Below are 26,492 nucleotides of genomic sequence, written 5' to 3'. Positions count from 1 at the left end.
AGAGCTCACCGGAAGTCCTCCTCGCGGTACTCGGCGTCCGATCCGGCGGCGGTGGCCTCGCGCAGTTCGATGCGGCGGATCTTGCCGGAGACGGTCTTGGGCAGCGCCGCGAACTCCAGCCGGCGGATGCGCTTGTAGGGGGCGAGCGTCTGGCGGGAGTGCTCGAACAGCACCTTGGCGATGTCGGGGCCCGGCTGCCAGCCCTTCGCCAGGACGACGTACGCCTTCGGCACCGCGAGGCGCAGCTCGTCCGGCGCGGGCACGACGGCGGCCTCGGCCACGGCCTCGTGCTCCAGCAGGGCGCTCTCCAGCTCGAAGGGGGAGATCTTGTAGTCGGAGGCCTTGAAGACGTCGTCGCTGCGCCCGACGTACGTCAGGTAGCCCTCCTCGTCGCGGGAGGCGACGTCCCCAGTGCGGTAGTAGCCCTCCGCCATGGCCTCGGCGGTGCGCTCCGGGTCGCCGTGGTAGCCGGTCATCAGGCCCACCGGGCGGGCGGACAGGTCGAGTGCGATCTCGCCCTCGGTGCCGCCGGGCGCTCCGGTGACGGGGTCGAGCAGCTCGACGCGGAAGCCGGGGCTGGGCCGGCCCATGGATCCGGTCTTCAGCGGCTGGCCGGGGCTGTTGGAGACCTGCACGGCCGTCTCGGTCTGCCCGAAGCCGTCCCGGACGGCCACCCCCCAGGTCCGCCGGACCTGTTCGATGACCTCGGGGTTCAGCGGCTCTCCCGCGGCGACGGCCTCGCGCGGCGGGGTGCCGAGCTGGGTGAGGTCGGCCTGGATGAGCATGCGCCACACGGTCGGCGGCGCGCAGAAGGTGGTGACGCCCGCGCGGTCCATCTCCGTCATCAGCCGGGCGGCGTCGAAGCGCGTGTAGTTGAACACGAACACGGTCGCCTCGGCGTTCCAGGGCGCGAAGAGGTTGGACCAGGCGTGCTTGGCCCAGCCGGGCGAGGAGATGTTCAGATGCACGTCGCCGGGCTTCAGGCCGATCCAGTACATGGTGGCCAGATGGCCGACCGGGTAGGTGGCGTGGGTGTGCTCGACGAGCTTGGGGCGGGCGGTCGTGCCGGAGGTGAAGTACAGCATCAGGGTGTCGTCGGCCCGGGTGGGGCCGTCGGGGGTGAAGCCGGCCGGGGCGGCGTAGGCCTCCTCGTAGGCGTGCCAGTCGCCGCCGGTGCCGCCGACCGCGATCCGGGTGTGTCCGCCGGGTACCTCGGTGAACTTCTCGGTGTCCTCGGCCCGCGCGATCACATGGCGGACCTGTCCGCGCTCGACGCGGTCGCGCAGGTCGGCGGGGCCGAGCAGCGTGGTGGCGGGGATGACGACGGCGCGCAGCTTCATCGCGGCGAGGGCGGTCTCCCACAGCTCGGCCTGGTTGCCGAGCATGACCAGGATGCGGTCGCCGGCCGCCACGCCGAGGCCGCGCAGCCAGTTCGCCACGCGGTCGGAGCGGTCGGAGAGCTCGGCGAAGGAGAGCAGGGTCTCGGTGCCGTCCTCCTCGACGATGTGCAGGGCGGTACGGTCGTTGCCGTCCGCGATGTGGTCGAACCAGTCGAGCGCCCAGTTGAACTGCTCGGGGCGCGGCCAGGCGAAGCCGTCGTACGCCGTGGCGTAGTCCTCGCGGTGCTCCAGCAGGAAATCCCGCGCCCTGCGGAAGTCCTCGGTCGCAGTCATCCGTCCTCCTCGTAGCTCCGGACCGTTGCCGGGCGGCTCTCCGCCATCGTGTAATCCGTGATGCAGGTCTCACTACCCCCGAACGGGGGTGTGCGCCGCGAGGTTGCGGCCAGGGTCCGTCCGGCGGATCGGGACGCGGGGGACGTATCGCCCCCCGCGGCCGTCGGACGGGCTCCACGGAAAGGGGCGAGCGGGTGGCGGTGGACACGAGCACGACCGGGGTGCCGGAGGCGGACCTGCGGGCCGCGCTGCTGCGGCTGCGCCGGGCCACGGGGCTGCCGGTGGCGTTCGGCGGCCCGGTGGAGCCGGGCCGGCCGCGGGTGCGGATCAGTGAGCTGAGCGGCACGGCCACGTCCGCGCTGCGCTCGCTCGCGGTGACCTCGGGCAACGGTCTGGGCGGCAAGGCGGTGGCGCTGTCCCGTCCGTGCGCGGTGACGGACTACTCCTCGTCCCGGCAGATCAGCCACGAGTACGACGCGCCGGTCGCCGCCGAGGGGCTGCGCTCGGTACTGGCCGTGCCGGTCGTCGTACGGCGCCGGGTGCGCGGGGTGCTCTACGGGGCGCTGCGTACGGCCCAGCCGCTGGGCGACCGCGCCCTGCACGCGGCGGTGGAGGTGGCGCGGGACGTGGAACAGGCCATGGTGGCGGCGGAGGAGGCGCGGGGCCTGCTGGCGGCGATGCCCGCGCGGGCGTCCGGGCAGGGTGCCGGGGACGACGACGGCTCGGCGCGGGAACGGATGCGTCAGGCCCACGCGGCGCTGCGTGCTCTGGCGCCGCGGATCAGCGACGACGCGCCGCGGGCGGAGCTGCTCGGCACGTGTGCCCTGCTGGCGCCCGGGGCACCCGGGGCACCCGGCCCCGGGACCGGCCAGGCGCCGCGTGAGGTGGACGTGCTGACGTGGGTCGCGGCGGGCGCGACCAACGCCACGGCGGCCGCCCGGCTGGGTCTGCGCCCGGAGACGATCAAGAGCTATCTGCGCTCGGCGATGCGCAAACTGGGTGCCCGCACCCGTGGGGAGGCGGTGATGGCGGCCCGCAGGGCGGGGGCACTGCCCTAGGGTGCCGCGACCATCATGAAGGCTCAGCATTCATACATCGGCGTCCTGAATATCCTTATGCTCCCCAGTTGTTATTTCCCTCACCACCTCGTGTCCCCGAACTTCAATGAGTCGTTGCCTAGAATTTGGCACGACCACGACACAGGGAGGGAGCGGTGACCGTGCACGAGGACTTCCAGGAGCCGACCCGATGCCGCCCCGACCTGGTCATCGGCAGGGAGGAGCTGTTCGGCGCGGCGCGGGAGCAGCTCGGCCGGGGCGGCAGTGTCCTGCTGCACGGCCCCGCCGGTATCGGAAAGTCGACCGTGCTGCGGGCACTGGCCGCGGAATACGGCCGCACCGCCCGGACCGTGCTGCGCTGCTCGGCCACCGAGTCCGAATCACATCTGCCCTTCCTCGCTCTGGCCGACCTGCTGGGCCTGGTGCTGCCCGAGATCTCCGACCGGCTGCCCGCCGCCCAGCGCACCGCGCTGGAGTCGGCGCTCACCGGCCGCGGCGAGTCCAGCCTCCAGCGCGACGGGCTCGCGCTGCGCCTCGCGGTGCTGTCCGCGCTGCGGGTGCTGGCCGCCGAGGGACCGGTCCTGGTCGTCGCCGACGACCTCCAGTGGCTCGACCCCGCCAGCGCCGAGCTGCTCGGCTTCGCCGCGCGCCGGCTCGGCGACTTCCCCGTGCAGCTGCTGTGCGCGGTGCGCACCGAGGGCCAGGAGTACGACCGGCATCTGCGCGCCACTCCGCCCGACACGCTCGCGCTGCGGCTCGGCCCGCTGAGCCGCACCCAGGTGTCGGCACTGCTCGACCAGGGCGGCTACACCAAGCTGCCCCGCTCCACGGTCCGCGACATCCACCGCACCAGCGGCGGCAACCCGCTGTTCGCGCTGGAGCTGGGCCGCGCCCTGGCCGAGAGCAACGCCGCGCCCCGGCCGGGCGAGCCGCTGCCGGTGCCGACCTCGCTGCGCGCCCTGGTCCTCAGCCGCCTGGAGATGCTCTCGCCGCAGGCCCGGCACACCCTGCTCGTGGCCAGCGCGGGCGCCCGTCCCACCCTGGCCCTGCTGCACGCGGCCGGCCGGGAGAACGCCGAGGCGGAGACCGCCCAGGCGGCCGCCCTCGGACTGCTGGCCACCGACCCGGAGGCGCCCGCCCTGCGCTTCGCGCACCCGCTGATCTCGGCCGCCCTGTACGCGGAGGCCCCCGCGCAGACCCGGCGGGCCGCGCACGCGGCACTGTCCACCGCGGCCTCCGACCCGATCGAACGCGCCCGGCATCTGGCACTGGCCAGCACCGGCACCGACCCGGAGGTCGCGGCCCGCCTCGGGGAGGCCGCCGCGCTGGCCCGCGACCGCGGGGCGCCCTCCGTCGCGGCCTCCCTCGGGCTGCTCACCGCCCGGCACACCCCGGCGGGCATGGTGCCCGGCCCCGACGCCCGGCGCCTGCAGGCCGCCGAGGACGCGCTGACCGCGGGCGAGGTGGACCTCGCCCGGGACATCGCCCGGGACGTGCTCACCCGCGCGACCTCCTCCGGCGACCGGGTGCGGGCCTGGATGGTGGTCATCGAGGCCGCCGGGCAGGCCCTCGGCGAGGTCGACGCCGTCTTCCCGCAGGCCCTCGCCGACGCGGGCGACGATCCCCGGCTGCTCGCCCAGGTCCACTACCAGCTGGCCTGGCGCGCCCTGATGGTCGAGGGCGACTTCGCCGAGGGTCGCGCGGAGGCCCAGCACGCCGCCGAACTGGCCGCACGGGGCGGCGACCGGCGCACCGAGCTGCTCGCACTGTCCTTCCAGGCGCAGTCCGAGACCCTGATGGGTCACCCGGACGCCCCGGCGACCATCAAGCGCGCCCTGCGCGAGCCCCAGGACCCGCAGGTGACCTGGCATCACAACGGGGCCGGGGCGGCCCGCTTCCGCTGGCTGATCATGAGCGACCAGCTCACCGAGGCCGGAGCGGCCGCGACCGGGCTGCTGCGGGAGGCCCGCCGGCGCGGTGTCGTGGAGAGCGAGGTGCACTTCGTGCGCTTCGTCGCCGAGACCGAGCTGCGCTCCGGGCACTGCGGCCGGGCGCTGGACCTGGCCCGCGAGGCCCTGAAACTGGCCCGCGACTGCGGTATCGGCGAGGGCGCCTCCGCCATGTTCACCTCCCTCGCGGAGGCCTCCGGGGGCGACACCGAGCGCGCTCAGACGCTGGCCCGGGAGGCCGTCGGTCACGCCGAGGAGGACGGCGACCCGGTCTATCTGTCCTTGGCCCTCGGCGCCCTGGGGCACGCTCAGCTGGTGGCGCGGGACGCGCCGGGCGCGGTCCTGTCGCTCCGCCGGGCGCGCCAGTTGGAGGGCGGTCTCGGCGTGACGGACCCGGCCCGCGGCCGCTGGCACGGCGACCTCGCCGAGGCGCTGGTGCTCGTCGGTGAGCCCGGCGAGGCCCAGAAGCTCATCGACGTCACCCGTGAGCACGCGCTGCGGCTGCGCCGCGAGAGCGTGCTCGCCGTGCTCGACCGGGCCGAAGCGCTGGTGCGCGCCGCGCGCGGGGAGCACGAGGCGGCGCTCGCTCAGCTGACGTCCGTTCAGGACCGCCTCGCCAAGCTGGGCTACGGCCTGGAGGAGGCGCGGGCGGCGTTCGCGCTGGCCCGGCTGCGCGCCGGGCGGGAGCCGGCGGCGTACGAGGAGGCGGAGCGGCTGTTCCGGCGGTGCCGGGCGCTGCCCTGGCTGCGTCAGGTGGAGGCGGCCATGACCGCGGGCCCCATGGACACGGCGGGCGGGGCGCCCGCCCCGGTCGACGCGCTGGAGGGGCTCGCCTCGATGGAGCGTCAGGTCGCCGCGCTGGTCATGGAGGGCGCCACCAACCGGGAGATCGCCGGCCGGCTGTTCATCAGCGTCAAGACGGTCGAGGCGACCCTGACACGGGTCTACCGCAAACTCGGGATCCGCTCGCGGGTGGACATCGTGCGGCTGGCGGCGGGGCGTCACGCGAAGTGAGCCCGCGGGCGGTTGACTTGGCCCGGCCGACTCGCACGGGCCGGCCCGACTCGTGTCACCGAGGGTTTTCCCTGCCCCAACTCCCCTAGGGGGTTCCCTCATTGGGAGCCACCGGGGCCCGGACCTAGCGTAAGTGCTGTGCCGCTCGCCGGGCACACGGGGGTCGATCCCGAGGCCCCCGTGCACACCCCCCACCCCGTGCGACCCCCCACCGGCAACCTTTTAGGAGATTCATGTTCGGGTTCACCCGTGCAGGGAGATCCGCTGTCGCGAAGAAGTCCGCCGTCGCCCTGGCCGCCACGGCCGCTGCCGCCGCCACCGCGCTCGTCGCCGCGCCGGCCTCCGCCGCCCCCAACCCGGTCGTGGGCGGCACCACGACCACGACGTCCTCATATCCGTTCGTGATGCAGATCACCGACGCCTCGCAGAACCAGTTCTGCGGCGGCACACTGGTCGCCCCCACCAAGGTCGTCACCGCCGCGCACTGCATGGTCGGCGAGAGCACGAGCTCCGTCCGGGTCGTCGGCGGCCGCACCTACCTCAACGGCACCAACGGCACGGTCAGCCGGGTCAGCCGGATCTGGATCCATCCGAGCTACACCGACGCCACCGACGGCGAGGACGTCGCGGTGCTGACGCTGTCGACGTCGATGCCGTACACCACAGCGAAGTACGTGACCTCCTCACAGACGGGTGTGTATACGGCCGGCACCACCGCCCGGGTGCTCGGCTGGGGTACCACCTCGGAGAGCGGCAACTCCTCCAACCAGCTGCGGACGGCGACCGTCCCGACCGTCTCCGACAGCAGCTGCCGCACCTCCTACGGCTCCGACTACGTCGCGAGCGAGATGGTCTGCGCCGGATACACCTCCGGCGGTGTGGACACCTGCCAGGGCGACAGCGGCGGCCCCCTGCTCATCGGGGGCGTCCTGGCAGGGATCACTTCCTGGGGCGAGGGCTGCGCGAGGGCCGGGTACCCCGGCGTCTACACCAGGCTGACGAGCTTCTCCAGCCTGATGACCGCGCAGGTCAACTCGTGAACCCAGAAGACTCCTGAGTATCCCTCAGGTGATTAACCAGGGGGCGTTGCGGGCCTCCACGAGCGGCCCGCAACGCCCCCTTTCCAATGCCCTCAACCGATCACGGTGCCGAACCGGACGTCGTACCCGCCGCCGTGCAGGGTGTCCACCACCCGGACGCCCTCCTCGGTCACCTCCGCGCGCTGCGCCCTGGTGAGGGTGCCGAACGGCTCGATCACGAGGGCGTCGTCGATGATCCGCCACACGCCCGCGAGGAAGCCGTCGACCAGGAGCGGGCAGTAGAAGGTGTTGGCCTGCCAGGTGCGGCCCCGGTTCGCGGGCGGGATCACCCGGGTGCGGTCGGCGTGCGAGAGCAGCAGATTGTCGAACTCGGGCAGGAAGCGCGGCGGCGCCGGGGTGTCCGGGTCGGGGCGGGGTGCCTCGGGGACGTCGAAGAGTTCGACCCCGTTCTCGTCACGGAAGGTGAGCAGGCGCGGGCGCAGCCGTTCGAAGGCGGGGCGCATCCGGGTCAGGCCGGACCAGGTCTGCATGTCCTTCACCGAGGCCGGGCCGAAGGCGGCGAGATAGCGCAGGACCGCGTCGTCGGGCGACGCGGCGGGCTCGGCGGGCCGGCCCAGCCAGTGCTCGACGGTGGTGAGCGCGACCTGGCCGCTACGGCCCCACAGGCCCCGCGGGGTGACCTGGACGAGCGGCAGCTTGCAGCGGGCGGCGATCGCCAGGGACTGCGGGTCGGCGTCCGGCCACTCGGCGCCGAGGGCCTCGCGCAACTGCTTCATGGTGCGCGGCTCGGCCTCGACGAACTCGCGCGCTAGGGCGGCCAGCCGGTCCAGGTCGACGCCGACGAGCCCCTTGCGGAAGTAGCCGATCTCCCGGTCCCGGGCGGGCTGCACCAGCGGGCGCAGGGTGAGGGCGTCGGCGGCGGTGTGCAGATGGATGGTGGACCGCATGGTCACGATCCGCACGACCTCTCGGCGCTCCAGCGGCCCGGCCAGCGACTCGGGCTCGAACCCGTCCAGCCGCGCGGCGAGCGCGTAGTACGGCGGCTTCACCTCCTGCGCCTGGAGCCCGGCCAGATGTTCCACCGCGGCCCGCGCGGACACCGGGGCGCGGCGCAGCAGGAACTGCCGGTCGAGGGTCGCGCGGTTGAGGGCGCGGGGGCCGAGGACGGGGGCCGACGGGGAGGGCGTCTTGGTCATACGGGCACGCTAGCGAGCGTTGCGGACGACTACTGTCCTCGATGGACGGCCGTCACCTCGGACCCGGGCGCCGTACGAGCCGGGTCGTCACCTCGGGCCCGGGCGCCGCACGAGCCGGTACCGACCGGTCGTGGGGTCACGGCGTCACAGGGGTCACCGGGGTCACCGGGGTCACCGGCGGGCGCGGCGCCGGTGGGCGACGAACAGGCCGAGGACCATGCCGACGAGCAGGGTCACCGTGAGAACGATCCACAGCGGAAGCGTGACCGTCGGGATCCACATCCTGATGGTGACCGACTCGGTGTTGGCCGCGATGAACCAGATCGCCAGGGCCGCGAGGACCACGAAGCCGATGGTCCGCAGCCGCATGTCCCGTCCCTTGACCGTCAGGGTCGACGGGCCGCCGTCTTTCGTCGCGCTGCGCCGCATGTCAGTAATTATCCCCGCCCGTGCCGGACGGGGCCACTCGCGGCCGTGCGGGCAGCGCGGGCACGGCTAGCGGTCGGAGTCTGCGCTCGCCACGCCGGCCGAGACCAGTGACCAGATCACGAACAGGTCGATGGCCATCATCACCACGGCCCAGAAGGGCTGGTACGGCAGGAACAGGAACTGCAGGACGAGGCCGAGGGAGGCGAGGACGATGCCCGCGACGCGGGCCCAGGACCTGCCGCTCAGCAGACCCCAGCCGGTGACGGCGACGAGCACGCCGAGCACGATGTGGATGACGCCCCAGCCGGTCAGGTCGAATTCGTAGACGTAGCTGCCGACGCGGCGGTAGACGTCGTCCTCGGCGACCGCGGCGATGCCCTGGAGGACGGCGAGGACACCGCCGCACAGCATCAGGACACCGGCGAAGGTGACGCCGCCGGTGACCCAGCCGCCGCGACCGCCGGTGGACTGCCGTGGCGGCCATGGACTCCCGGGGCTGTTCGACGGGGTTCCGGACGGGGTCGCTCCCTGCTGGCTCATGCGCCGTGTTCCCTTCTCGCGCGGCCCGTTCGCGTCCTCACCCGCGTACGGAGCGGGCGGCAGCGGGCGTTCTGAGCCTCGGTCGGCGCGGGGCGGGCAGCCATGCGGAGGAGCCCGAACGGGTGAAGGTCCCGAAATGCGGCTTTTGCGCCCTTTGGTTTTACTGAGACGCACCAACCCGAAGTGCCGAGACCACCGGAGGGCCGGCGTGGCGACGTTGACCGTGTGGAAGTTCGACGCCCCCGAGGGGGCGGCAGCCGTCGAGAACACCCTGCGCGACATGCAGAAGCAGGAGCTGATCAAGATCGTGGACGCGGCCGTGGTCAGCTGGCCCGAGGGCGCGAGCAAGCCGAAGACCAGGCAGATGAACAACCTCGCGGGTGTGGGCGCCCTGTCCGGCACCTTCTGGGGCATGCTCTTCGGCCTGATCTTCTTCATGCCGCTGCTGGGCGCCGCGATCGGCGCGGCGGCGGGCGCGCTCGGCGGGAAGATGGCGGACGTCGGCATCGACGACGACTTCATCGACTCGGTCAAGTCCAAGGTCACGCCCGGCACTTCGGCGCTGTTCCTGCTGTCGCAGGACGCCGTCGTGGACCGGGTGCGATCAGCGTTCCCGCCCGAGCACACCGAGCTGATCAGCACGAACCTCTCGGCCGAGAAGGAGACCAGGCTCCGCGAGGTGTTCGAGGAGAACTGACCGTCCCGGACGGCCGGTTCGGGGAGAACCGGCCGTCCGGTCGCCGGCCGGTTCCGGGGAGGGCGGCCGTCGCTCCACCGACCGGGTCGCGCAGGACGGGCCGTCTCTCCACCGGCCGGGCCGGAGAGGCGGGGAACCGACCGTCCCGGACGGCCGGTTCGCGGTGAACCGGCCGCACGGACCGGGTCACGGACAGCCGACCTGGGCACAGACAGCCGACACCGCCCCGCCGGCCAGGTCGCGCGGAACCGACCGTCTCCGCCCCCCGGTCGGCGGACGGCAGGCCGCCTCCCCCGACCGGTCCGCCGAAGAACAGCCACCCCCGCCGACCGGATCGCGGAAAGGCCCGGCCGTCCCCGCCGACCGGGTGGGCGGGGACACCCTGCCGCTCCCCGCCCACCCGATCCGCGGACAACCCCCGCTCCCGTCGACCGAGAGGAGCCCCCGTGCAGCCCACGAACCAGCCGCCCGCCGGCCCGCCCCCGACGCCGTACGCCCGTGGCGGCTCCCCCACCGGCTATCCGCAGCCGCTGCCCGGGGAGCCGACGGGCCGGCTGAACGCCGCCCGGCTGTGGTCCGGCGGGGTGATGACCGCCGGGGTGGCGGGCCTGACCGCCGTGGTCGCCGTCCTGCTGGTGCGCGGGGTGCTCGGCATCCCGGTCCTCGCGCCCGAACGCGACGGCCCCATGGCGGACACCTCCACCGCCCTGCCGGCGGCCGGCGCCGCCGTGGCCGCCCTGGTGGCGACCGCGCTGCTGCACGTGCTGATCCTGACCACACCGCAGCCCGTGCGGTTCTTCGGCTGGATCGTCGTACTCGCCACCGCCGGTGTGGTCCTGCTGCCGTTCACCACCGCGGCCGACACCGAGACCAAGGTGGGCACGGCCGCCGTCTGGCTCGCGGTCGGCCTGACCATCGCATCCCTGCTGTCCGCGGTGGGCCGGGGGGCGGTGGCCCGCGGAGTCCGGCGCCGTGGCGTCTGAGGGAACAGGGACCCCGGCGGCCGGGGACGGCGGCGCGGCCGCCCCCGCCGCCCCCGCACCCCCCGATCTGCGCGCCGTCCTGCTCAGCCGCCGCTATCTGCGGCTTCTGCTGGTGTGCGGGCTGCTGGGCGTGCCGATCGCGCTCGCCTGCTTCTTCTTCGTGAGCTTCCAGCACCAGCTCCAGCACTGGGTGTGGGAGTCGCTGCCGGAGGCCGTCGGCTACGACCGCGCCCCGTGGTGGTGGCCGCTGCCCGCGCTGCTGCTCGCCGGGCTGATCCTCGCGCCGATCGTCACCCGTGTGCCGGGAGGCGGCGGGCATGTGCCGGTGCACGGCCTCGTCGGCGGCCGCCCGCTCGGGCCGAAGGAGCTGCCCGGTGTCGTGCTCGCCGCGCTGAGCACGCTCCCGCTCGGTGTGGTCCTCGGCCCGGAGGCACCGCTGATGGCGCTCGGCAGCGGCCTCGCCCTGCTCGTCGTGCACTTCGCCCGCCGGGCGCAGGAGCCGAAGGCGAGCCTCATGCTCGCCACGGCCGGTTCCACCGCGGCCATCTCCACCATCCTGGGCGGCCCGGTGGTGGCGGCCGTGATGGTCGTCGAGGCTGCCGGGTTCGGCGGGCCGCAGCTCGTCGCCGTGCTGCTGCCCTGTCTCGTCGCCAGCGGCGCGGGCGCGCTCGTCTTCACCGGCTTCGGCGACTGGACCGGCCTGTCCATCGGCGCCCTCGCGCTGCCCCATGTGCCGCCGAACGTCAAACCGGACGCAGGCGACTTCCTGTGGGGCATCCCGGTGGCCGCGCTGGTCGCGCTCGTCGTCGCGGGCGCCCATCGGCTCGGCTACGGCACCGAGACATGGACCCAGCGGCACAAGGCCCTGCGCACCGTCGCCGTCGCGGTCGCGGTCGGTGTCTGTCTGAGCGCCTACGCCGTCATCACCGGCCGCAACCCGCAGGAGGCCGCGCTCTCCGGGCAGGCCGCGCTCGCACAGCTCGCCGCCGACCCGCAGAGCTGGTCGGTGGGGGCGCTGGTGGCGCTCGTCGCCTGCAAGGGCCTGGCCTGGGGCATCAGCCTCGGCGCGCTGCGCGGCGGCCCGATCTTCCCGTCCGTGCTGCTGGGCGGGGCGGGCGCGATGGCCTTCTCCGGCCTGGCCGGCCTCGGCCCGACGCCCGCACTCGCCCTGGGCATCACCGCGGCCGCCGCCGTCGTCACCAGGCTTCCGCTGACCAGCGCGGTGCTCACCACCCTGCTGCTGGGCGGGGACGCCTACGACCAGGCGCCGCTGATCGTCATCTCCGCGGTCGTCGCGACCGTGGTCGGGCAGTTGGTGAACCCGTCCGAACCCAAGCCGCGGCCCGAGGCCGGGAAGCCGTGAACCCTGATCCGGACGCGGAGAACCGCCGGACGCCGTCGGCCGAGGCGCTGCGTCACCTCGGGGCGGACCTGTTCGATGTCCTCACCACCGAGGTGCTGGTGGACGTGCACGTCCTGGACCGGGAGCTGGCCGTCGTACGCTCCGCGGCGAGCCCCGCGCGGCTCGAACTCGCCCTGTCGGTCCCGGACGTCCGCGAGGCGCTGCGCACGGCCCTGGCCACGGGTGAACCGGTCCGCGACCTGCACTGTCCCGTGCGGCGCGCGACGCTGTCCGTGTCGGCCTTTCCCCTGCGCGGCCCCGACGGCAGCCCGCTGGGCCTGGCCGCGACCGTCACCGACCTCACGGCCCGCGAGCGCGCCGAGCACCGCGTGGGCCTGCTGGAACAGGCGTCCGCGCTGATCGGCAGCTCGCTGGACGTCTTCCGTACGGCGGCTGAACTGGCCGATGTCACCGTGCCCGCCTTCGCGGACGCCGTCGCCGTGGACGTGCTCGACTCCGTCCTGCACGGCGAGGCACTCGCCCCAGGTCCGCTGCTGGACGCGGTCACCGTCCGGCGCGCGGCGTTCGCCGCGGTGCCGAGCGCCGACGTCTCCGCGGTGCACGACCTCGGCGGCGTACGGCTGATGCGGCGGGCCACCCCGTACGCGGACGCCCTCGCGGATCTCACGCCGCGGCTGGTGAACGACCTCGCCGGCCTGGACCAGGCGGACTGGCTGGCGCGCGATCCGCGGCGCGCCGAGCTGTTCCGGCGCAACAGGGCGCACGCCATGCTCGTGCTGCCGCTCACCGCCCGGGGCGTGGTGCTGGGCATGGTGGTGCTGTACCGGGCGGGTGACTCGGACCCGTTCGACGACGTGGACGTCGACATGGCCAAGGTGCTGGCGGCGCGGGCCGCGCTCTGTCTGGACAACGCCCGGCTCTACACCCGTGAGCGCACGCTCGCGCGGATCGCCCAGCGCGACCTCGTCCCGGCGCGGGTGCCGCACTCGCGTGCCGTCGAGACCGCCCACACCTATCTCCCGGTCGCGGCGGGCGGCACCTGGTTCGACGTGATCCCGCTGTCCGGCGCCCGGGTCGCGCTGGTCTCCGGCGACGTCCAGGGCAGCGGGCTGCGCGCCGCGACCGCGATGGGGCAACTGCGCACCGCCGTGCACGCGTTCGCCGCGATGGACCTGGAACCCGCCGAACTCCTCACCCGGCTGCACGACCTGACGGCACGTCTGGCCATGGAGCAGCAGGAGGGCGGGGCGCGGAACGAGCTCCGCGCGGGCTGCCTCTACGTCGTCCACGACCCGGTGGACCTGCGCTGCGAGGCCGCCGCCGCGGCGCACCCGGGGCCCGTGGTGGCCGCCCCGGGAGCACCGCCGTACAGCCTCGACGTCGCCCAGGGCCCCCAACTGGGCAGCGGCACCGCCTCGTACCGTACGACATCGGTCGCGATGCCGGCGGGCAGTCTGCTCGCCCTGTTCAACCGGGGCCTGGTCCCCGGCGGCGATCCGACCGCGCTGGAACGCCGGCTGGCCGCACTGCGGGACCGTCCGCTGCGGCAGCTGTGCGATGCCATGGTCGGCGCCCTGCTGCCGGACGGGCCCGAGGACGACGCGCTGCTGCTCCTGGCCCGCACCCGGTCCCTCGGCCCGGACACCAGCGCCTCCTGGACCCTGCCCGGCGACCCGCGCAGCGCCGCGCGGGCCCGGCGGCTGGTGGCCGGCCGGCTCGCGGAGTGGGGGCTGGACGGGGAGGTCGCCGCGGCCACCGAGCTGATCGTCAGCGAGCTCGTCACCAACGCCGTGCGCTACGCCTCCGGGCCGCTCGGTCTGCGGCTGATCCGCGACAACGCCCTGATCGTCGAGGTCACCGACACCAACAGCGCCTCCCCGCACCTGCGCCTGGCCGCCGACAACGACGAGGGCGGGCGCGGCATCTACCTCGTCGGCCGGTTCGCCGACCGGTGGGGCACACGGGCGCTGGCCCGGGGCAAGGCGATCTGGGCCGAGCAGCGGCTGGACTGACCCCGCCCGCAGGGGCGTGCGCCTCAGCGGCGTGAGGGGCGGAGGAACCGGCTGCGGCGTCCGGAGGGGGTCCGACGCGGTGGGCGCAGGGTCGTGCCGTTCCTCGCGCGGGCCGGCCGGTGCGGGGCGGTCGCGCCGTGCAGGCACCAGGCCACGAACGGCACGAGGCTCGGGTCGACCGCGCCGTCCTCGTCGGTCACGGCGGCCGTGAAGAAGTAGCGCACCTCCCGGAACTCCAGCTCCATCGCCTGCACGAGGTTCCCCAGGCCGAGTCCCTCGGTCAGCCAGGTGCGGGCGGCGGCGCTGTCGTCGAGCCGGTCCGGGAGCACTCCGCGCCCCGCCAGCAGGTCCGTCTTGCTGATGGCGACGGCCAGCCGGGGCCGTGTGCCGCGCTCGCCGAGCCGGGCCGCCGCCTGGGAGGCGTTGGCGAACACCGTGTCGGGCCGGTCGGTCGAGGCGAGGGTGCGGTCCACCTCGGGGCCGCCGGCGCCGTCGAGCAGCTCCCAGGTCACGTCCACGGCCAGCGGGTCCAGCACGAACACGACCGTACGGGCGGCGCGTACGTACCGCAGGGCGTCGGTGTCCTCGCCCTTGGCGAAGTGCTCGCCCGCGGCGTCGAAGAGGTGCACCAGTTGCTCGGACCGTCCCCGGCCGAGGATCGCCGAGTGCGCCCTGGCGAGGTTCCGCTGGGTGGCCCGGGTGTGCCCCTTCGTGGCCAGGACCTCGCGCAGCACGCGGTAGCCGGCCACCGAGTCCTCGTCCGCCAGCCGCAGTTCGGGCCCGCCGGCCCCGGCCGCCGACTCCAGGATCATCAGCATGGCCGCCATCAGCTGGGTCTTGCCCGCGGCCCGGCCGCCGACCAGCGGCACCGCGATCTCCCGGGCGTGCCCGGCGTCCCGGTTGAGCGGCTTGCCGCAGTGCGCGTGGGTGCAGAACGCCGCGAGCCGGTCCCCGCGGCGCATCAGGATCAGCAGGGTCGGCATCCGCGCCCCGCAGGCGCAGCGGCGCCGGACGATGCCGTACCGGCCCGGCCGGATGTCGCCGTGCCGTCGCCGGCACTCCGCGCGCGGGCAGGCGTACGACGGGTAGGGCACTCGTTCGTAGCAGTGCGGGCACAGCACGCCCCGGTCGAGGCCCTTCAGGCGCAAGCCGGCCCGGTCGAGTCCGCGCAGCACGGCCGCGAGCAGCCGCGCCGCCGTGTACAGCAGCAGTACCAGCAGCCCGTGCAGGCCGAGCAGGAGCAGCAGCAGCGGGAGCGACAGCGCGGCGCCGACGGCGAGACCGGCCAGCAGCGCCAGCGCCTGCGCCAGTTTCAGCGCGCCCGGCTCCCGGGCCTGCGTCAGCCGTTCCCCGGCCAGTGTGCGGAACCGGTCGCCGACCGACCGGCCCCACATGGCCGCGCCCAGCGTGACGATCTGGTTCAGATCGCGGGTGGCGGGCCCGAAGAGGTAGTTGCGGTACGCCGGGACGGGCTCGTCCTCGGGGCGGTGGGGCGGGATCGTCCGGAACTCGGGGGTGCGCCGGACCATGACGCCGAAGAGCAGCCGTCCGTAGCGCCACAGCAGCTCCCCCATCAGGCCGAGCGCCCGCACCACGACCGTGCACGCGCCGACGGCCAGGAAGATCCCGAGCACGGAGGCGAGGATCACCAGCCACGCCTCACCCATGTCACGCCCTCCCTTCGGGGTCGCGGCCGGACCGTCCGAACCGGCCGAGGTCGGTGAGCCGGCGCCAGCCCTTCGCCGTGGCGGCGCGCCGCTCGCGCGCCAGTTCCGCGGCGGCGTCCGCGACGGCCGCGTCGTGCGGCCGGACGAGGGCGGCGAGCCGCTCGGTGTCCTCGGCCCGCCACTCGTTGGCGGCCACGAAGACGATGTGGTTCACGAGGGTCCGGTGGCTCTCGGGCAGCCCCAGACGCCCGCGGCGGGCCAGGGCGAGGCCGCCGACATGCCCGAGCAGTCGGTCCGAGACGGTGTGCCGCCGTTCGCAGGCCCGCACGGTCCCTTTCTGGAGCTCACGCAGATAGCGGTCCGCCGTGTCGAAGGTGAGGTCGCGCAGCATCCCCGGCACCACCCCCGGCTCGGCGGGCGCGGCGAGCAGCGCCCCGGCGAGCCTCAGCCTGCGCAGCGCCCGGACCGGCGCGGGCAGCGGGTCCCCGGCGAACTCGGCCGCGAGCCGTGCGGCGTCCGAGGCCGCCTTGAGCTGCCCGTCCAGGTCGAGCGTGCGGCGCACGGTCGCGGCGGTGTCCGGCGACAGCCAGACACGGCGTTCCGGCGCGTCGAGCAGCTCGCACAGGTCGAGCAGTGTCTCCAGGCCGGCTTCGTCGGTGACCTCGCGGTGCACCACCCGGTCGAACCACTCGGCGAGCCCCTCGTCCCCGCCCCGACCCTCGGGGCTGCCCGGGGGCAGCGCCAGCGCCAGCCGGACGGCCTCCCGGTGGGTCCACGGCACGCCGCGCCACACGGCACGCAGCAGCGCGCCGTCGGGGAAGTCCTGCCCCCGCACCGCGAGAATCCGCAGCAGCGCCTGCGCCGAGGAGGCGGGGTCGCGCTCCGCCGACGCCAGCAGATGGTGCTCCTGGAGCGGCGGGCGGCCCTCCAGGTCGGCGAACGTCAGCAGTTCCGCGGGGAACTGGGCGAACAGATCGTGCTGTCCGGCGCGCCCGTCGAGGAGTTCGTCGAGCCGGCCGAGCAGCGCGGCACGGAACTCCGCGGACACGGAGACCAGCCGCTTGACGTCGGCCCGCAGAGCCGGGTCCGGCGCACGGCCGGTCGCCGCCCGCAGCAGTTCACCGGCCAGCCCGCGGCAGACCCGGGCCCGTAAGGCGGCCGACGGCAGGACCTCGGCGTCGACGGCCCACAGCAGCAGCCGCGCCCGCTCCCGGGCCGTGTCGGCCTCGCCGACCAGTCGCTCCCACAACTCGACCGCCTTCAGCGTCAGTTCGGCCGGGCCGGTCACCGGTTCGGGTGCCAACGCGGTCGGCGCGCCCCGTACGTAGGCCCGCAACCGGGTTTCGAGCAGGGCCCCTTCGAGTTCGCGGTGCAGCGCCCGGTCGCCGCCGTCGCGGGCGGCGCGGGCGAGGGCGTCGAGCTGTGTCAGCCCGCTCGCGAGGCGGGCCCGCCACAGGTCACGGGCCACCACCGCGCGGGTGGCGCCGAGATGGGCGGCCCCGGGCAGCCAGTCGAGGACGGCCGCGACGTCGGGCCGGGCCAGCCGCACCCCGCCCGCCGCGGCGGCCGCCGCGACCGGTGGGTGCCAGTCGCCCGGGTGGCGTTCGGTGCCGTCGGTGTACTCCGCCGCCCAGGACCACACCGAGCGGACCGAGCCCACCCCGATCCGGGTGAGCAGCCGCACCACGTGATGCACCGGGACCGCCTCGGGGAACCGGCCCGCCGCGAAGTCGAAGAGCAGGAAGGCGTCCTCGTCGTCCGGCCCGATCTCCGGCCGGGCCTCCGGCACACTGCCGATGAGATGGTGCCGGCCCCGGGTCGGGCGCAGCATGTACGTGGAGAAGGACAACTGCCGGGCGAGCGCGGGCGGCAGCAGGAAGCTCACCGCCGCGAACCAGTGGGCGATCCGTTCGGTCGAGCGGTCGACCAGCACGACCGAGGGCCCTCCCGCCAGCGCCTGGAACGCGGCAGCGAGCAACTGTTCCAGCTGGTCGGCGTGGCGCCGCCCGGCCAGGAACTCCCCCACCGCGCGGGCGTCGAGCGGCCCGGCGGGCACGGGGCCGCGGTCGCCGCCGAGGGGCGGCAGCTCCGGGCGGGCCGACACCGTGGCGGTCCACACCGGGGAGCCCCACAGCTCGATGGCGAGCCGTCCGCCGCAGGCGGCCGCGAAGTCCTTGGCCGACGGCGAGTGCAGCGCGTGCGCGAAGTAGTTGCCGAACCGCCGGGCCGAATCCCGGCCCACATAGCGCACGTTGACCAGCGTCGTGCCCTGCGCGGAGCCGGGTCCTGGCGGCGCCGGGGAGAAGCAGAGGGTGACCGGGCAGCGGGCCAGTTGCTCGGAGGTCTCCGACTCGGCGAGGGTGCGCGGCGGGTCGTAGCCGGCCAGCGACTCCACGGTGTGCATGGCCTCGGCCGTGACCCCGGGGCTCACGGCGTTGAACTGGAAGCCGGAGAAGCCGCTGAGGCCGCGCTCGCACGAGGTGTAGTACAGCTGCTCGACGGCGCCGGCCGCCGTACCGGGAGTCACCGGCGGCCCGTCCTCGGCACCGAGCCGTACTCGCTGAGCAGCCACAGCAGCGGGTCCGTCACCCGGTACGGCTGGATGCCGGTGCGGGCCACCCGGGCGTCCGCGGTGGGGGTGTGGCCGAGGGCGGAGACCCCGAAGTACCGGTAGCGGCTGTAGGTGTTCTCCAGCATCCGGTCGATCGGTACGCCGTCCCAGTCCTTGAGCAGCGTCCGCACCTCCTCGTGGACGCTGAGGCTGTCCTCCTCGTCGAAGCGGTCGCCGGACGGCGGGTGCGCCCGCAGCGGGCTGCCCTTGTCCAGCACGTGCCAGAAGGCGTCCAGCTTGGTGCAGACCACGGCGACGGGCGTGTCGATGCGGGAGGCGGCGGAGCGCCTCGCCATCCGGCCCTGGCCCGCCCTGGTGAGCAGCAGGTTCGTCACCTTGCTCACCAGGTTGTACGGGCTGTCGACGCCCTCGGTGCCGGGCAGCGCGGTCCCCGGGCGCGACAGCGGCCGCGCACCGGCCATCTGGAGCGGGTCCAACAGCAGCACGATGCCGTCGGCGCCCATCAGATAGCGGGTGTTGAGCTCCATGTTCTCGCGGGAGTTGAAGTCCTCGCCCGCGGTGTCGAAGAACGACAGGACGGTGTGCTGCGGCCGGTCGCCGAGCAGCCGTCGGCGGCGCAGCCCGAACCGGAAGACCAGCGGATCGACCCGGTTGTCGTTGGTCACGGCCGTCCGTGTGCCGGCGAACATCTGCCCGTCGCGGTACAGGTGTTCCTGGTAGTCGGTGTGGAAGCGCTGCATCGTGGCGTCGTCGGCGCCGACCAGGGAGGCGCCGAAGGCGGTCCCGACCCTGTTCATCATCTCGTGCAGCAGGACGGTGGTGTAGACGGTCTTGCCGGACGCCTTGGCTCCCACCATGGCGATCATCCGGTTCTCCACCATCCCGAACTGGGCGGGCAGCGTGGAGTGGCAGACCGGGCAGATCCGGAAGGTGGTCTCCCCGTCGCAGTCGGGGCACAGGGCCGTCGCCGCGCGCCCGTCCGCCGTGAAGGCCGGTCCGACCTCGCCGCGCTGGCCCATCCGGTCGGCGAGCACCTCGTCGCGGCGCCGGACGCAGCGTTTGTGGGTGCGGCTGAGCCGGCTGTTGCAGCGGAAGGCGATCTCGCGGGCGGTGCAGGTCTCGTAGCAGTAGGGGCAGGTCAGTCTGCGCGCCATGTCAGGTCACCCGCAGTCGGTGAAGCGCCGTGGGGCGCACGTCGGGAGCGGAGTCGGAGTCGGAGTCGGAGGCGGCGTCCGGGTGCGCCGGGAAGCAGACCAGCCAGGACGTGCCGCGGGTCGCGGGCAGCGGGAACTCCACGCGCAGCGGCACCCGCGCGGTGATCGGCTGCGCGGGCAGGTCGTGGACGACCGTGCCCTCGGCGGCGCTGGAGGGGCGGTAGTGGCCGACGCCGTGCACGATCCGCAGGGCGGGCAGCAGACAGCCGGAGTCGGAGGTGAAGGTGACCGTCGCGACGCGGCCGCCCAGCCGGCGCCGTACGGACGGCTCGTACTCGACGACGGGCGGCTCGGCGTCGACCAGCAGCGCGGAGGAGCCCTCGCAGTCCACGGCCGGCCCGGCGACCAGCACCTCCACGGTGAGGGTCACGGCTGCCCGCCCCACCGGGAGGTCGAGGCCGCCGTCGTGCTCGTACACCCGGCGCGAGCACCGGATGTCGCCCGTGTCCCGCGAGCCGCCCACGGTGTCCCCCTCGACCCGCCAGCGCACCCGCGCGGTACGGGAGCCGGGCGGCCAGGCCCACAGCACGAGCAGATGGGTGCCGCGGCGGATGGCCTGGAGCTCGTCGACGGGCACGGCGAAGAGGTTCTCGGGGGCGAGGGCGACCGGCGGTTCGGGGGGAGGGTCGGAGCGGGGCTGCCGCTCCGGTTCCTGATCCGCCCGGGGCGCGGCGGGGGCGGGGGCGGGGGCCGGTATCGGTTCGGCCTGAGGCTCCGGCTCCGGCTCCGGCTCCGGTTTCAGCTCCTGCTCCGGCTCCGGGTCCGCCGCGTGCGGGGCGCGCGACGCGGGCTCCGGGTCCTCGCGCCGGTTCGCTGACCGCGACGGCGGGTCCTCCGGGTGCCCGGCAGGCCAGGGCTCCGCGCCCGCCCGGCGCGCGATGGACTGCGGCTCCGGGTCCTCCCGGTGCGGGGCCGGGCCGGACCTGACCCGGAGGGCGCCGAAGTCCGCGAGGTGCAGCAGTCCGCCGACGACGGCGTGGGCGGGGTCGGCGCTGCGCACCTGGAGGGCGAGCGCGCTCTCCAGCCAGGCGTCGGTGCCCGGTGTCGCGGCCAGCCCGCCCGCGAGGAGGACCGTGTCCGGCGGGCTCGTGGTCCGCGCGCACAGGTCGGCGACCGCCCGCCGGGCCCGCTCGCGCAGCGGCCGGACGAGCCGGTCGAGGGTCTCCCGGTCGAGCACGGCCTCCGTCTCGCCGATCCGCTCGGTGGCCGCCTCCGCCCCCTGTCCGTCGAGGGCCCGGCGCAGCCGCTCGGCGGCGGCCAGGGCCGCGGAGGGCTCCAGGTCCGGTGTGCGGTGCAGCAGTTCGGCCGCGACGGCGGCGTCCCAGTCGTCCCCGCCGACGGGGTGCCGCTCCGCGTCGACGATCCGGACCGTGCGGTCGTGGGCGACGGCGAGCACGGCCAGGTCCAGCGTGGTCGCGCCCTGGTCGTATACGAGGACCGTGCGGTCCGTGCCCTCGACGACCGCGCGGTAGTGCAGGGCGACGGCCACCGGTTCGGCGATCGTGTGGAGCACGGTGAGTCCCGCGCCCTCGGCGGCCCGCAGCAGCGCGCCCTCCGCCCGCTCGCCGTCCTCGTCCAGGGGCAGCGCGAGCGCGACGGACCGCTGCGACGGCGCGTCCCGGGCGCTGGCCAGCGCCGTGACCGCGGCCGCGGCGGTGCCGGGACCGCCGGGCCCGAACGCCACCGTCGCCACGACGGGCCGGCCGTCCCCGTCGCGCCGGGCGATCCGTCCGTAGCGGTGACCGACGTCGATGCCGTACACCGTCAGGTCCTCCTCTCCGCCGTGACGCGGGGCGTGCCGTCCTCGGTGACGCCGACCAGGACGCGGTCCCCCGCGGCCGGCCGGTGCTCGACGAAGAACCGGACCACCGCCGCCCGCAGGGCCTGGAGCTCGTTGCGGATCTGCCGGCCGCCGTACGCCCGGCGCTCCGGGTCGGCCATCCGGCCGGTGATCCACGGGTGCACCCCGGCCCGGTCGACGACGAGTTCGACCTGGTGGCGCTCGCGCACGGACTCGGCGAGCTGCCCGAGGAGCCGGTCCGCGATCCGTACGACATGGTCGTGGCGCAGCATGTCGAAGACGACCACGCCGGGCCCCAGCCGCCCGTAGATCTCCGGCCGTCCGATCTCCCGGAACTTCTCCTCCACAGCCCGGGTGAAGTGCCCGCGCAGCCGGTCGTACGACAGAGCGTCACCGGCCTCGGCGAGGAGGTCCTGGACGGCGTCGGCGCCGGTGTTGGAAGTGAAGATGATCAGGCACTGGGAGAAGTGCGCGGTCTGGCCGCGGCCGTCGGTGAGGCGGCCGTCCTCCAGGATCTGCAGGAACTTGTCCAGGACCTTGGGATGGGCCTTCTCGATCTCGTCGAAGAGCAGCACGCTGAAGGGCCGTTCCTGCACCCGCCGGGTGAGCTCGCCGCCCTGCTCGTAGCCGATGTAGCCCGGCGGCGCCCCGGCCAGGCGTTCCGCGGCGTGCTCCTGCTGGTACTCGCTCATGTCGAACCGGGCGTAGGCGCTCTGGTCGCCGAACATCAACTCGGCGACCGCCTTGGCGAGTTCCGTCTTGCCGACGCCCGTGGGTCCGACGAAGAAGAAGGCACCCCGCGGGCGCGCGGCTCCGGAGTCGCCGAAGTCGACGCCCACGAAGGCCGATTGCAGGACGGCCGCGACCGCCGACACGGCCGCGGGCTGGCCCACGACCCGCTCGCCGAGCGCCTCGGCGGCCCGGCCGACGACCTCCCGGTCCAGCTGGGTCCACGGGTCCACGCTCACGTTGAGCCGGTGCAGCTCCAGGAGTTTGTCGGGCTTCTGCACGGGTGAGGAGCGCAGCCACGAGGTGCGTGAGAGGGCGTGGATGTCCCAGCCGGCCATGCCGTCGGTGGCGCCGACGAGTGCCTCGACCTCGGCGCGGCTCGCCTGCGGACCGCCGTTGAACTCCTCGCGCAGCATGCTCAGCCAGAGCCTGCGCTGGCTCGGGTCCGGCGGCCCGATGTGCAGGGTCGCGACGCGCGGGTCGTCCAGCACGAACCAGCCGGGCAGCCGGCCCACGTCCCCGACCGCGCACAGCACGGCGTTCCTGGGGTGCGGGGCGGGCCCGCTGTGCGGTCCGGGGTACGGCACCACGGCCTCGGTCATCGCGGCGCGCAGCCGCATCCAGCCGAGGTGCGCGTCGGCCCGGTCCGCCGACAGATGGTGGTCGACGTCCTGGAAGACGAACGCGGTCGCCGCCTCGGGCGAGGCGACCAGTCTGCGGACGACCGCCGTGACGTCCTCGAAGGAACTCGCCCGGCGGCCCGTCCGGGGCCGGAACAGGCCGTCCTGCGACCGGCGGCGCTCCTCACCGCGCCGGGTGGCGGGGGTGTCGGGGGACTCGGCCGGCTCCCGCTCGCCGCGCCGGAGAGTGTCGGTGGCCCGGGGGTCGGCGCGGTGCTCCTCGGCGGGTGGCGGGGTGCGGGGGTCGCGGGGCAGGGCGGCGACCAGCTCGTCGAACCGTTCGGCGTGCCCCGGCAGGGGGAAGGTGAGTCCGTCCACCGGGTCCCACCAGCCGACGACATCGGCGCCCCAGGCCTCCAGCGCGCCACTCACGAGGGAGCGGAAGGAGGCGGGCCGGTCCTCGAACCACCAGCGGTCGCGGATCCGCCCGTCCAGGATCACCTGCCGGCCGCGGCGCAGCTCCCATCGGAGCGAGACCGCCCAGAGCGGCATCATGCCGTCGGCGGGTACGGGGCCGGCCGAGGTGGCGTCGGCAACGGGCGAGGTCGTGTCGGAGCCGACGGCGGGGGCGGGGCCGACAGCGAGGGCGGGGCCGACAGCGAGGGCGGGGCCGGACGTCGCGTGACCGGAACCCGGCCGGGCCTGACCGGGCCCCTGCGGCGGGGACTTCAGGAGCCGGGGGTGCTGCGGCTCGCCCGTGGTCATCGTGCCCTCCGCCGGTCCGTGCCGGGCAGCTGCCGGGCCGTGTCGCGCGGCGGTTTGCCGTCCCAGGTCAGCTCGCCGGAGGTGAAGCCGGAGCCGTCCAGGGCGCGGTGCACCAGGTCGAGCAGTTCCTCGGGGGCGCAGACCGCCTCGCCCCGCGCCGCCGGCCTGATCGACATGTCCGGCTCCCCGTCCACGTGGTAGGTGAGCAGGGGCGTGCCGTCGGACTCGGTCCGCACGGTCGCCTCGTACACCGCGCCGCTCTGCCGCTCGAAAGACAGGACGAGCAGCTCCCCGCGGTCCTCGCCGCCGGTGAAGTCGAGGCCCGCGTCGGTCATGGCGTCCTTGAGGGCACGGGCGAGTTCGGTGCGGCGGGCATGGGCGAGCTGGAGTTCGTCGAGCTGCTCCTCGACGGACGGCAGGAGCGTCTCCAGCGCGGCGACGGCGTCCAGGGCGGCGCGCGCGTGCCGCGTGCCGAGCGCCTCGGTGGCGGTCCGCAGCGTCCGCTCGACCTCCGCCGCCAGCTCCGGCGCGCCCAGGTCCGCCGCGTCGTGCACGGCGTCGCGCGCACCGTCCTCGACGACGCCGAACCGGTCCAGGGCCTCGGCGAGGGCGGCCCGTTCGGCCTCCTCGCGTGCCGCCCGTTCCTCCTCGGCCCGCGCGGCCTCCTCCTCGGCGCGCAGGGCCTCCTCCTCGGCCCGTGCAGTGGCGTCCTCGACGGCGCGGGCGACGGTGTGGGCGTGCCGGTTCAGGGCGTGCTCCGCGCTGCCGAGCAGCGCCTCGAAACGGACCCCGGCGTCGGGCTGTGCCGCCAACGCGCCCATCCGGTCCAGCAGTTCGGCGCACTCCCGGGCCCCGGCGGCGTCATGGGCGGCCGCGTCGGCGCCCAGACCGGCGAGCCGCCACAGCAGGTCCCGCAGGACCTCCCCCGGGTCGGGGCGGACGGCGGCCGCCCGCTCGGCGGTGCCGCCCGTCGCGACGACGACCAGACCGCGCAGTTCCTCGATGTCCGCGCCGAGCGGCCGGGGGCCGCCCAGCTCGGCCCGCAGGTCCGCCAGCCGCCTTCGCAGCGAGGCGAGTTCCGCGGCGCGGTCCGACGCGCCGCGCAGCGGGGCGAGCAGGCTCTCGGCCTCGTCCAGGCGGCGGGCGTCCGCCCGGCCCTGTTCCTCGCGCAGGCCGGCCGCGTGGGTCTCCTGCCGGACGCGGCGTCGCTCGGCGAGCTCCGCCCGGCGGCGTTCGGCGGCGGCCCTCGCGCGGGCCTGGCGTTCGGCGAGCCGCCGGGCCCGCTCGGCGGCCAGCGCCTCGCGTTCGGCGCGGCGCTCGTCCTCGCGCGCCCTGCGCGCCGCCGAACGGGCGGCCCGCAGCGTCATGCCGAGGGCCATCAGCCCGGGGTCGAGGGAGACGACGCTGTACATGGGTGAGCCGCTCATGGGGTCCTCCGGCCTTCCTGTGTGCGGTCGGTGCGCGGGGCGAACCCCCTTGCCTCCAGGCTCGCTTCCAGGGTTTCCCGGAAGCCGGGCACGGGCGGCACCCCGGCCCACGAGAAGGAGCCGTCGGCGCCCATCGACACCTCGATGCCCGCGCTGGTGTCGTCCTCGGCCGCGATCCGGGCCACGAGTGCGGCGTAGCGGTCGGTGAGTGCCAGCAGCCGCTGGTTGGCCGAGCCGCGCCAGCGCAGCGGGGCGTGCCGGGTGGCGACGTAGGGGCCGTCCACCAGCAGGTCGAGCCGGTCGAGCAGGGCCTGTTGGGCCCGGGTGCCACGGCGCAGCGCCTCGTACCGGAAGCCCGAGTAGGCCATCGCGGAGAGGCCGGGCCGCCGCTGCCGTACGGCGTCCAGGAGCGCGGTGAGCGCCTCGGCCTGGGCGAACGGCTCGCCCCCGGACAGCGTGACGCCTTCCACGTCCGTCAACGCGGCTATGCGCTCGGCCAGTTCGGGTACGGCGGTCGGGGTGCCGCCGTCGAAGGGGAGGGTCTCGGCGGCCACGCAGCCCTTGCAGCGCAGCGGGCAGCCCTGCACCCAGACGACGGCCCGGACTCCGGGGCCGAGGACCGTGCAGCGGTCCAGGGTCCGCGCCACCGACAGCGTGTCCGCGGACCCGGTCACGCCGGCTCCGGGTAACTGTCCATGCCGCGCCGGGCCTGGTCGCACCAGGGGCACCAGGGCCGCTCCACGGTGTGCACATGCGTGGCTCGTACGGTGCACCGCGCAAGGCGGCCGGGTGCTCGCGCGGCCGCCAGCTCCCGAGCCCACACGGCTGCCGGAGGCCGGGAACCGGCCGCCGAGAAGGCGGCCCGCAGGAGCGCGTCGAGGGCGCGGGGCAGCAGGTCGGCGGGCGGCGCGGTGCGCGGCAGCACCACCGAGGTCCGGTCGAGCAGCCGGCACCGGTCGTGCAGCACGTTGTCGTCGAGGGAGAGGTAGTCGCCGTCGGCCGGGTGCCCGGCGAACGGGTGGAGCCCGCCCATCAGGAGCTGGTGGACGAGGACCGCGAGGGCGAAGGCGTCGGTGGACGCGTCGGGCGGCACGGGCGGGGCGGCGGGCGCTCGCGTCTCCTCCCCCGGACCGGCCGGCGCGCCGCTCGTCCCGGCGTTCGGCGCCATCCGCTCGGGTGCCGTGTACCCCGGTGTCCGCATACGGCCGGGGAACACGTCGTGGCCGTCGGTGAACTGCCACGAGTCGACGTCCGCCATGCCCACCCGGCCGTGCGCGTCGACCCAGAGGTTGTCCGGGTTCAGGTCGCCCACCACATAGCCCTCGGTGTGGAGGTCGGCGAGCAGCCGGGCCAGTGCCTCGGCGGCGGCCAGGGCCGTGGCCCAGGTGGCGCCGGGCAGCGCGTCCGGACGGCCGGCCTCGGTGAGCAGCGCGGTGAACGGCAGGAAGTCGCGCCGCAGGTCGGGCATCAGATAGCCCTCGACATCGTCCCGGAGCGTGCGTACGGCCGCGAGGGGCCAGGCGACCCGCTGCGGGGTCCCGGCGAGCAGCCGTACGGTCCGGGGTTCGCGGCGTTGCCGTACGAGCCGCTCCACCCGGCGCCGGTAGGCGACCGGGTCGGCCGGGTCGGGCACGAGCTTGGCGACCAGGGAGCCGTCGTGTCCGACGGCGTACACCAGGCCCTCGGAGCCGGCGCCGATCCGCTCGGTGAGCTGCCACTCGCGGCCGCCGCGCGAAACCACCC

At 75.0% G+C, this 26,492-nt stretch carries 19 protein-coding genes; 7 read left to right on the top strand and 12 right to left on the bottom strand.

Going from position 1 to position 26,492, the window contains the following annotated elements:
- Positions 1-5 precede the first annotated feature (5 nt).
- Positions 6-1,673, bottom strand: a complete 1,668-nt coding sequence (locus ABZZ79_RS09105) for an AMP-binding protein (RefSeq protein WP_356688064.1) — start codon at positions 1,671-1,673, stop codon at positions 6-8.
- A 194-nt stretch (positions 1,674-1,867) separates the two neighbouring features.
- On the opposite strand from ABZZ79_RS09105, the gene ABZZ79_RS09100 reads away from it, so the two are divergent.
- From ABZZ79_RS09100 to ABZZ79_RS09090, 3 genes are all read left to right on the top strand, one after another.
- The gene (locus ABZZ79_RS09100; protein ID WP_356688062.1) at positions 1,868-2,731 is read left to right on the top strand and encodes a helix-turn-helix transcriptional regulator; all 864 of its coding nucleotides are present in this window, start codon (positions 1,868-1,870) and stop codon (positions 2,729-2,731) included.
- Positions 2,732-2,886: 155 nt separating this feature from the next.
- Positions 2,887-5,694 (top strand): AAA family ATPase, encoded by a 2,808-nt coding sequence (locus ABZZ79_RS09095; RefSeq protein WP_356688060.1) that lies wholly within the window; start codon positions 2,887-2,889, stop codon positions 5,692-5,694.
- A 233-nt stretch (positions 5,695-5,927) separates the two neighbouring features.
- Positions 5,928-6,734 carry a serine protease gene (locus tag ABZZ79_RS09090; RefSeq protein WP_356688058.1) on the top strand — a complete coding sequence of 269 codons (807 nt, stop codon included), beginning with the start codon at positions 5,928-5,930 and terminating at the stop codon, positions 6,732-6,734.
- Between the two features lie 92 nt (positions 6,735-6,826).
- Here ABZZ79_RS09090 and ABZZ79_RS09085 read toward each other — a convergent pair whose 3' ends face one another.
- The 3 genes from ABZZ79_RS09085 to ABZZ79_RS09075 all read right to left on the bottom strand — a co-directional run bounded on the left by ABZZ79_RS09085 (position 6,827) and on the right by ABZZ79_RS09075 (position 8,899).
- A complete protein-coding gene (locus ABZZ79_RS09085; RefSeq protein WP_356688056.1) occupies positions 6,827-7,930 on the bottom strand; it encodes a winged helix DNA-binding domain-containing protein in 1,104 nt (367 codons plus the stop codon).
- A gap of 171 nt (positions 7,931-8,101) precedes the next feature.
- Positions 8,102-8,359 (bottom strand): LapA family protein, encoded by a 258-nt coding sequence (locus ABZZ79_RS09080; RefSeq protein WP_356688054.1) that lies wholly within the window; start codon positions 8,357-8,359, stop codon positions 8,102-8,104.
- 66 nt (positions 8,360-8,425) lie between these two features.
- Entirely contained in the window at positions 8,426-8,899 is a 474-nt protein-coding gene (locus tag ABZZ79_RS09075; RefSeq protein WP_356688052.1) for a hypothetical protein, read from the bottom strand.
- A gap of 208 nt (positions 8,900-9,107) precedes the next feature.
- Between ABZZ79_RS09075 and ABZZ79_RS09070 the strand changes: the two genes are divergently transcribed.
- From ABZZ79_RS09070 to ABZZ79_RS09055, 4 genes are all read left to right on the top strand, one after another.
- A complete protein-coding gene (locus ABZZ79_RS09070; RefSeq protein WP_356688050.1) occupies positions 9,108-9,596 on the top strand; it encodes a DUF1269 domain-containing protein in 489 nt (162 codons plus the stop codon).
- A 446-nt stretch (positions 9,597-10,042) separates the two neighbouring features.
- Positions 10,043-10,579 (top strand): DUF6069 family protein, encoded by a 537-nt coding sequence (locus ABZZ79_RS09065; protein ID WP_356688048.1) that lies wholly within the window; start codon positions 10,043-10,045, stop codon positions 10,577-10,579.
- A complete protein-coding gene (locus ABZZ79_RS09060) occupies positions 10,569-11,942 on the top strand; it encodes a chloride channel protein (RefSeq protein WP_356688046.1) in 1,374 nt (457 codons plus the stop codon). Before ABZZ79_RS09065 ends, ABZZ79_RS09060 begins: the two co-directional genes overlap by 11 nt.
- Positions 11,939-13,954 (top strand): SpoIIE family protein phosphatase, encoded by a 2,016-nt coding sequence (locus tag ABZZ79_RS09055; protein WP_356688044.1) that lies wholly within the window; start codon positions 11,939-11,941, stop codon positions 13,952-13,954. Before ABZZ79_RS09060 ends, ABZZ79_RS09055 begins: the two co-directional genes overlap by 4 nt.
- A 23-nt stretch (positions 13,955-13,977) precedes the next feature.
- Here ABZZ79_RS09055 and ABZZ79_RS09050 read toward each other — a convergent pair whose 3' ends face one another.
- From ABZZ79_RS09050 to ABZZ79_RS09015, 8 genes are read right to left on the bottom strand one after another with little or no spacing between them, the layout of a single operon-like run.
- Positions 13,978-15,621, bottom strand: coding sequence for a hypothetical protein (locus ABZZ79_RS09050; RefSeq protein ID WP_356688042.1), 1,644 nt, complete (start codon positions 15,619-15,621; stop codon positions 13,978-13,980).
- Position 15,622: 1 nt separating this feature from the next.
- Positions 15,623-18,193, bottom strand: a complete 2,571-nt coding sequence (locus ABZZ79_RS09045; RefSeq protein WP_356688040.1) for a GTPase-associated protein 1-related protein — start codon at positions 18,191-18,193, stop codon at positions 15,623-15,625.
- A complete protein-coding gene (locus tag ABZZ79_RS09040) occupies positions 18,145-19,347 on the bottom strand; it encodes a hypothetical protein (protein ID WP_356688038.1) in 1,203 nt (400 codons plus the stop codon). The genes ABZZ79_RS09045 and ABZZ79_RS09040 overlap by 49 nt, the downstream gene beginning before the upstream one ends.
- A gap of 1 nt (position 19,348) precedes the next feature.
- Positions 19,349-21,169, bottom strand: coding sequence for an Hsp70 family protein (locus tag ABZZ79_RS09035; RefSeq protein WP_356688036.1), 1,821 nt, complete (start codon positions 21,167-21,169; stop codon positions 19,349-19,351).
- Between the two features lie 2 nt (positions 21,170-21,171).
- Complete coding sequence (locus ABZZ79_RS09030; RefSeq protein WP_356688034.1) at positions 21,172-23,322, bottom strand: AAA family ATPase; 2,151 nt, start codon at positions 23,320-23,322, stop codon at positions 21,172-21,174.
- Entirely contained in the window at positions 23,319-24,749 is a 1,431-nt protein-coding gene (locus tag ABZZ79_RS09025; RefSeq protein ID WP_356688032.1) for a hypothetical protein, read from the bottom strand. Before ABZZ79_RS09025 ends, ABZZ79_RS09030 begins: the two co-directional genes overlap by 4 nt.
- Complete coding sequence (locus ABZZ79_RS09020) at positions 24,746-25,423, bottom strand: 4Fe-4S single cluster domain-containing protein (protein WP_356688030.1); 678 nt, start codon at positions 25,421-25,423, stop codon at positions 24,746-24,748. The genes ABZZ79_RS09025 and ABZZ79_RS09020 overlap by 4 nt, the downstream gene beginning before the upstream one ends.
- Complete coding sequence (locus ABZZ79_RS09015) at positions 25,420-26,490, bottom strand: hypothetical protein (RefSeq protein WP_356688028.1); 1,071 nt, start codon at positions 26,488-26,490, stop codon at positions 25,420-25,422. Before ABZZ79_RS09015 ends, ABZZ79_RS09020 begins: the two co-directional genes overlap by 4 nt.
- Positions 26,491-26,492: the final 2 nt, after the last annotated feature.

Origin of the sequence: Streptomyces sp. NPDC006458 (assembly GCF_040612135.1) — a bacterium.
Lineage (GTDB): Bacteria > Actinomycetota > Actinomycetes > Streptomycetales > Streptomycetaceae > Streptomyces.
Note: the sequence above shows the minus strand (reverse complement) of the source record. Positions and strands in the feature narration are given on the sequence as shown.

Excerpts from the sequence above, each read along its gene's own strand:
- ABZZ79_RS09105 (WP_356688064.1), bottom strand. The coding sequence starts at position 1,673 with ATGACTGCGACCGAGGACTTCCGCAGGGCGCGGGATTTCCTGCTGGAG.
- ABZZ79_RS09090 (WP_356688058.1), top strand. The coding sequence starts at position 5,928 with ATGTTCGGGTTCACCCGTGCAGGGAGATCCGCTGTCGCGAAGAAGTCC.
- ABZZ79_RS09085 (WP_356688056.1), bottom strand. The coding sequence starts at position 7,930 with ATGACCAAGACGCCCTCCCCGTCGGCCCCCGTCCTCGGCCCCCGCGCC.
- ABZZ79_RS09080 (WP_356688054.1), bottom strand. The coding sequence starts at position 8,359 with ATGCGGCGCAGCGCGACGAAAGACGGCGGCCCGTCGACCCTGACGGTC.
- ABZZ79_RS09075 (WP_356688052.1), bottom strand. The coding sequence starts at position 8,899 with ATGAGCCAGCAGGGAGCGACCCCGTCCGGAACCCCGTCGAACAGCCCC.
- ABZZ79_RS09050 (WP_356688042.1), bottom strand. The coding sequence starts at position 15,621 with ATGGGTGAGGCGTGGCTGGTGATCCTCGCCTCCGTGCTCGGGATCTTC.
- ABZZ79_RS09040 (WP_356688038.1), bottom strand. The coding sequence starts at position 19,347 with ATGGCGCGCAGACTGACCTGCCCCTACTGCTACGAGACCTGCACCGCC.
- ABZZ79_RS09030 (WP_356688034.1), bottom strand. The coding sequence starts at position 23,322 with ATGACCACGGGCGAGCCGCAGCACCCCCGGCTCCTGAAGTCCCCGCCG.
- ABZZ79_RS09025 (WP_356688032.1), bottom strand. The coding sequence starts at position 24,749 with ATGAGCGGCTCACCCATGTACAGCGTCGTCTCCCTCGACCCCGGGCTG.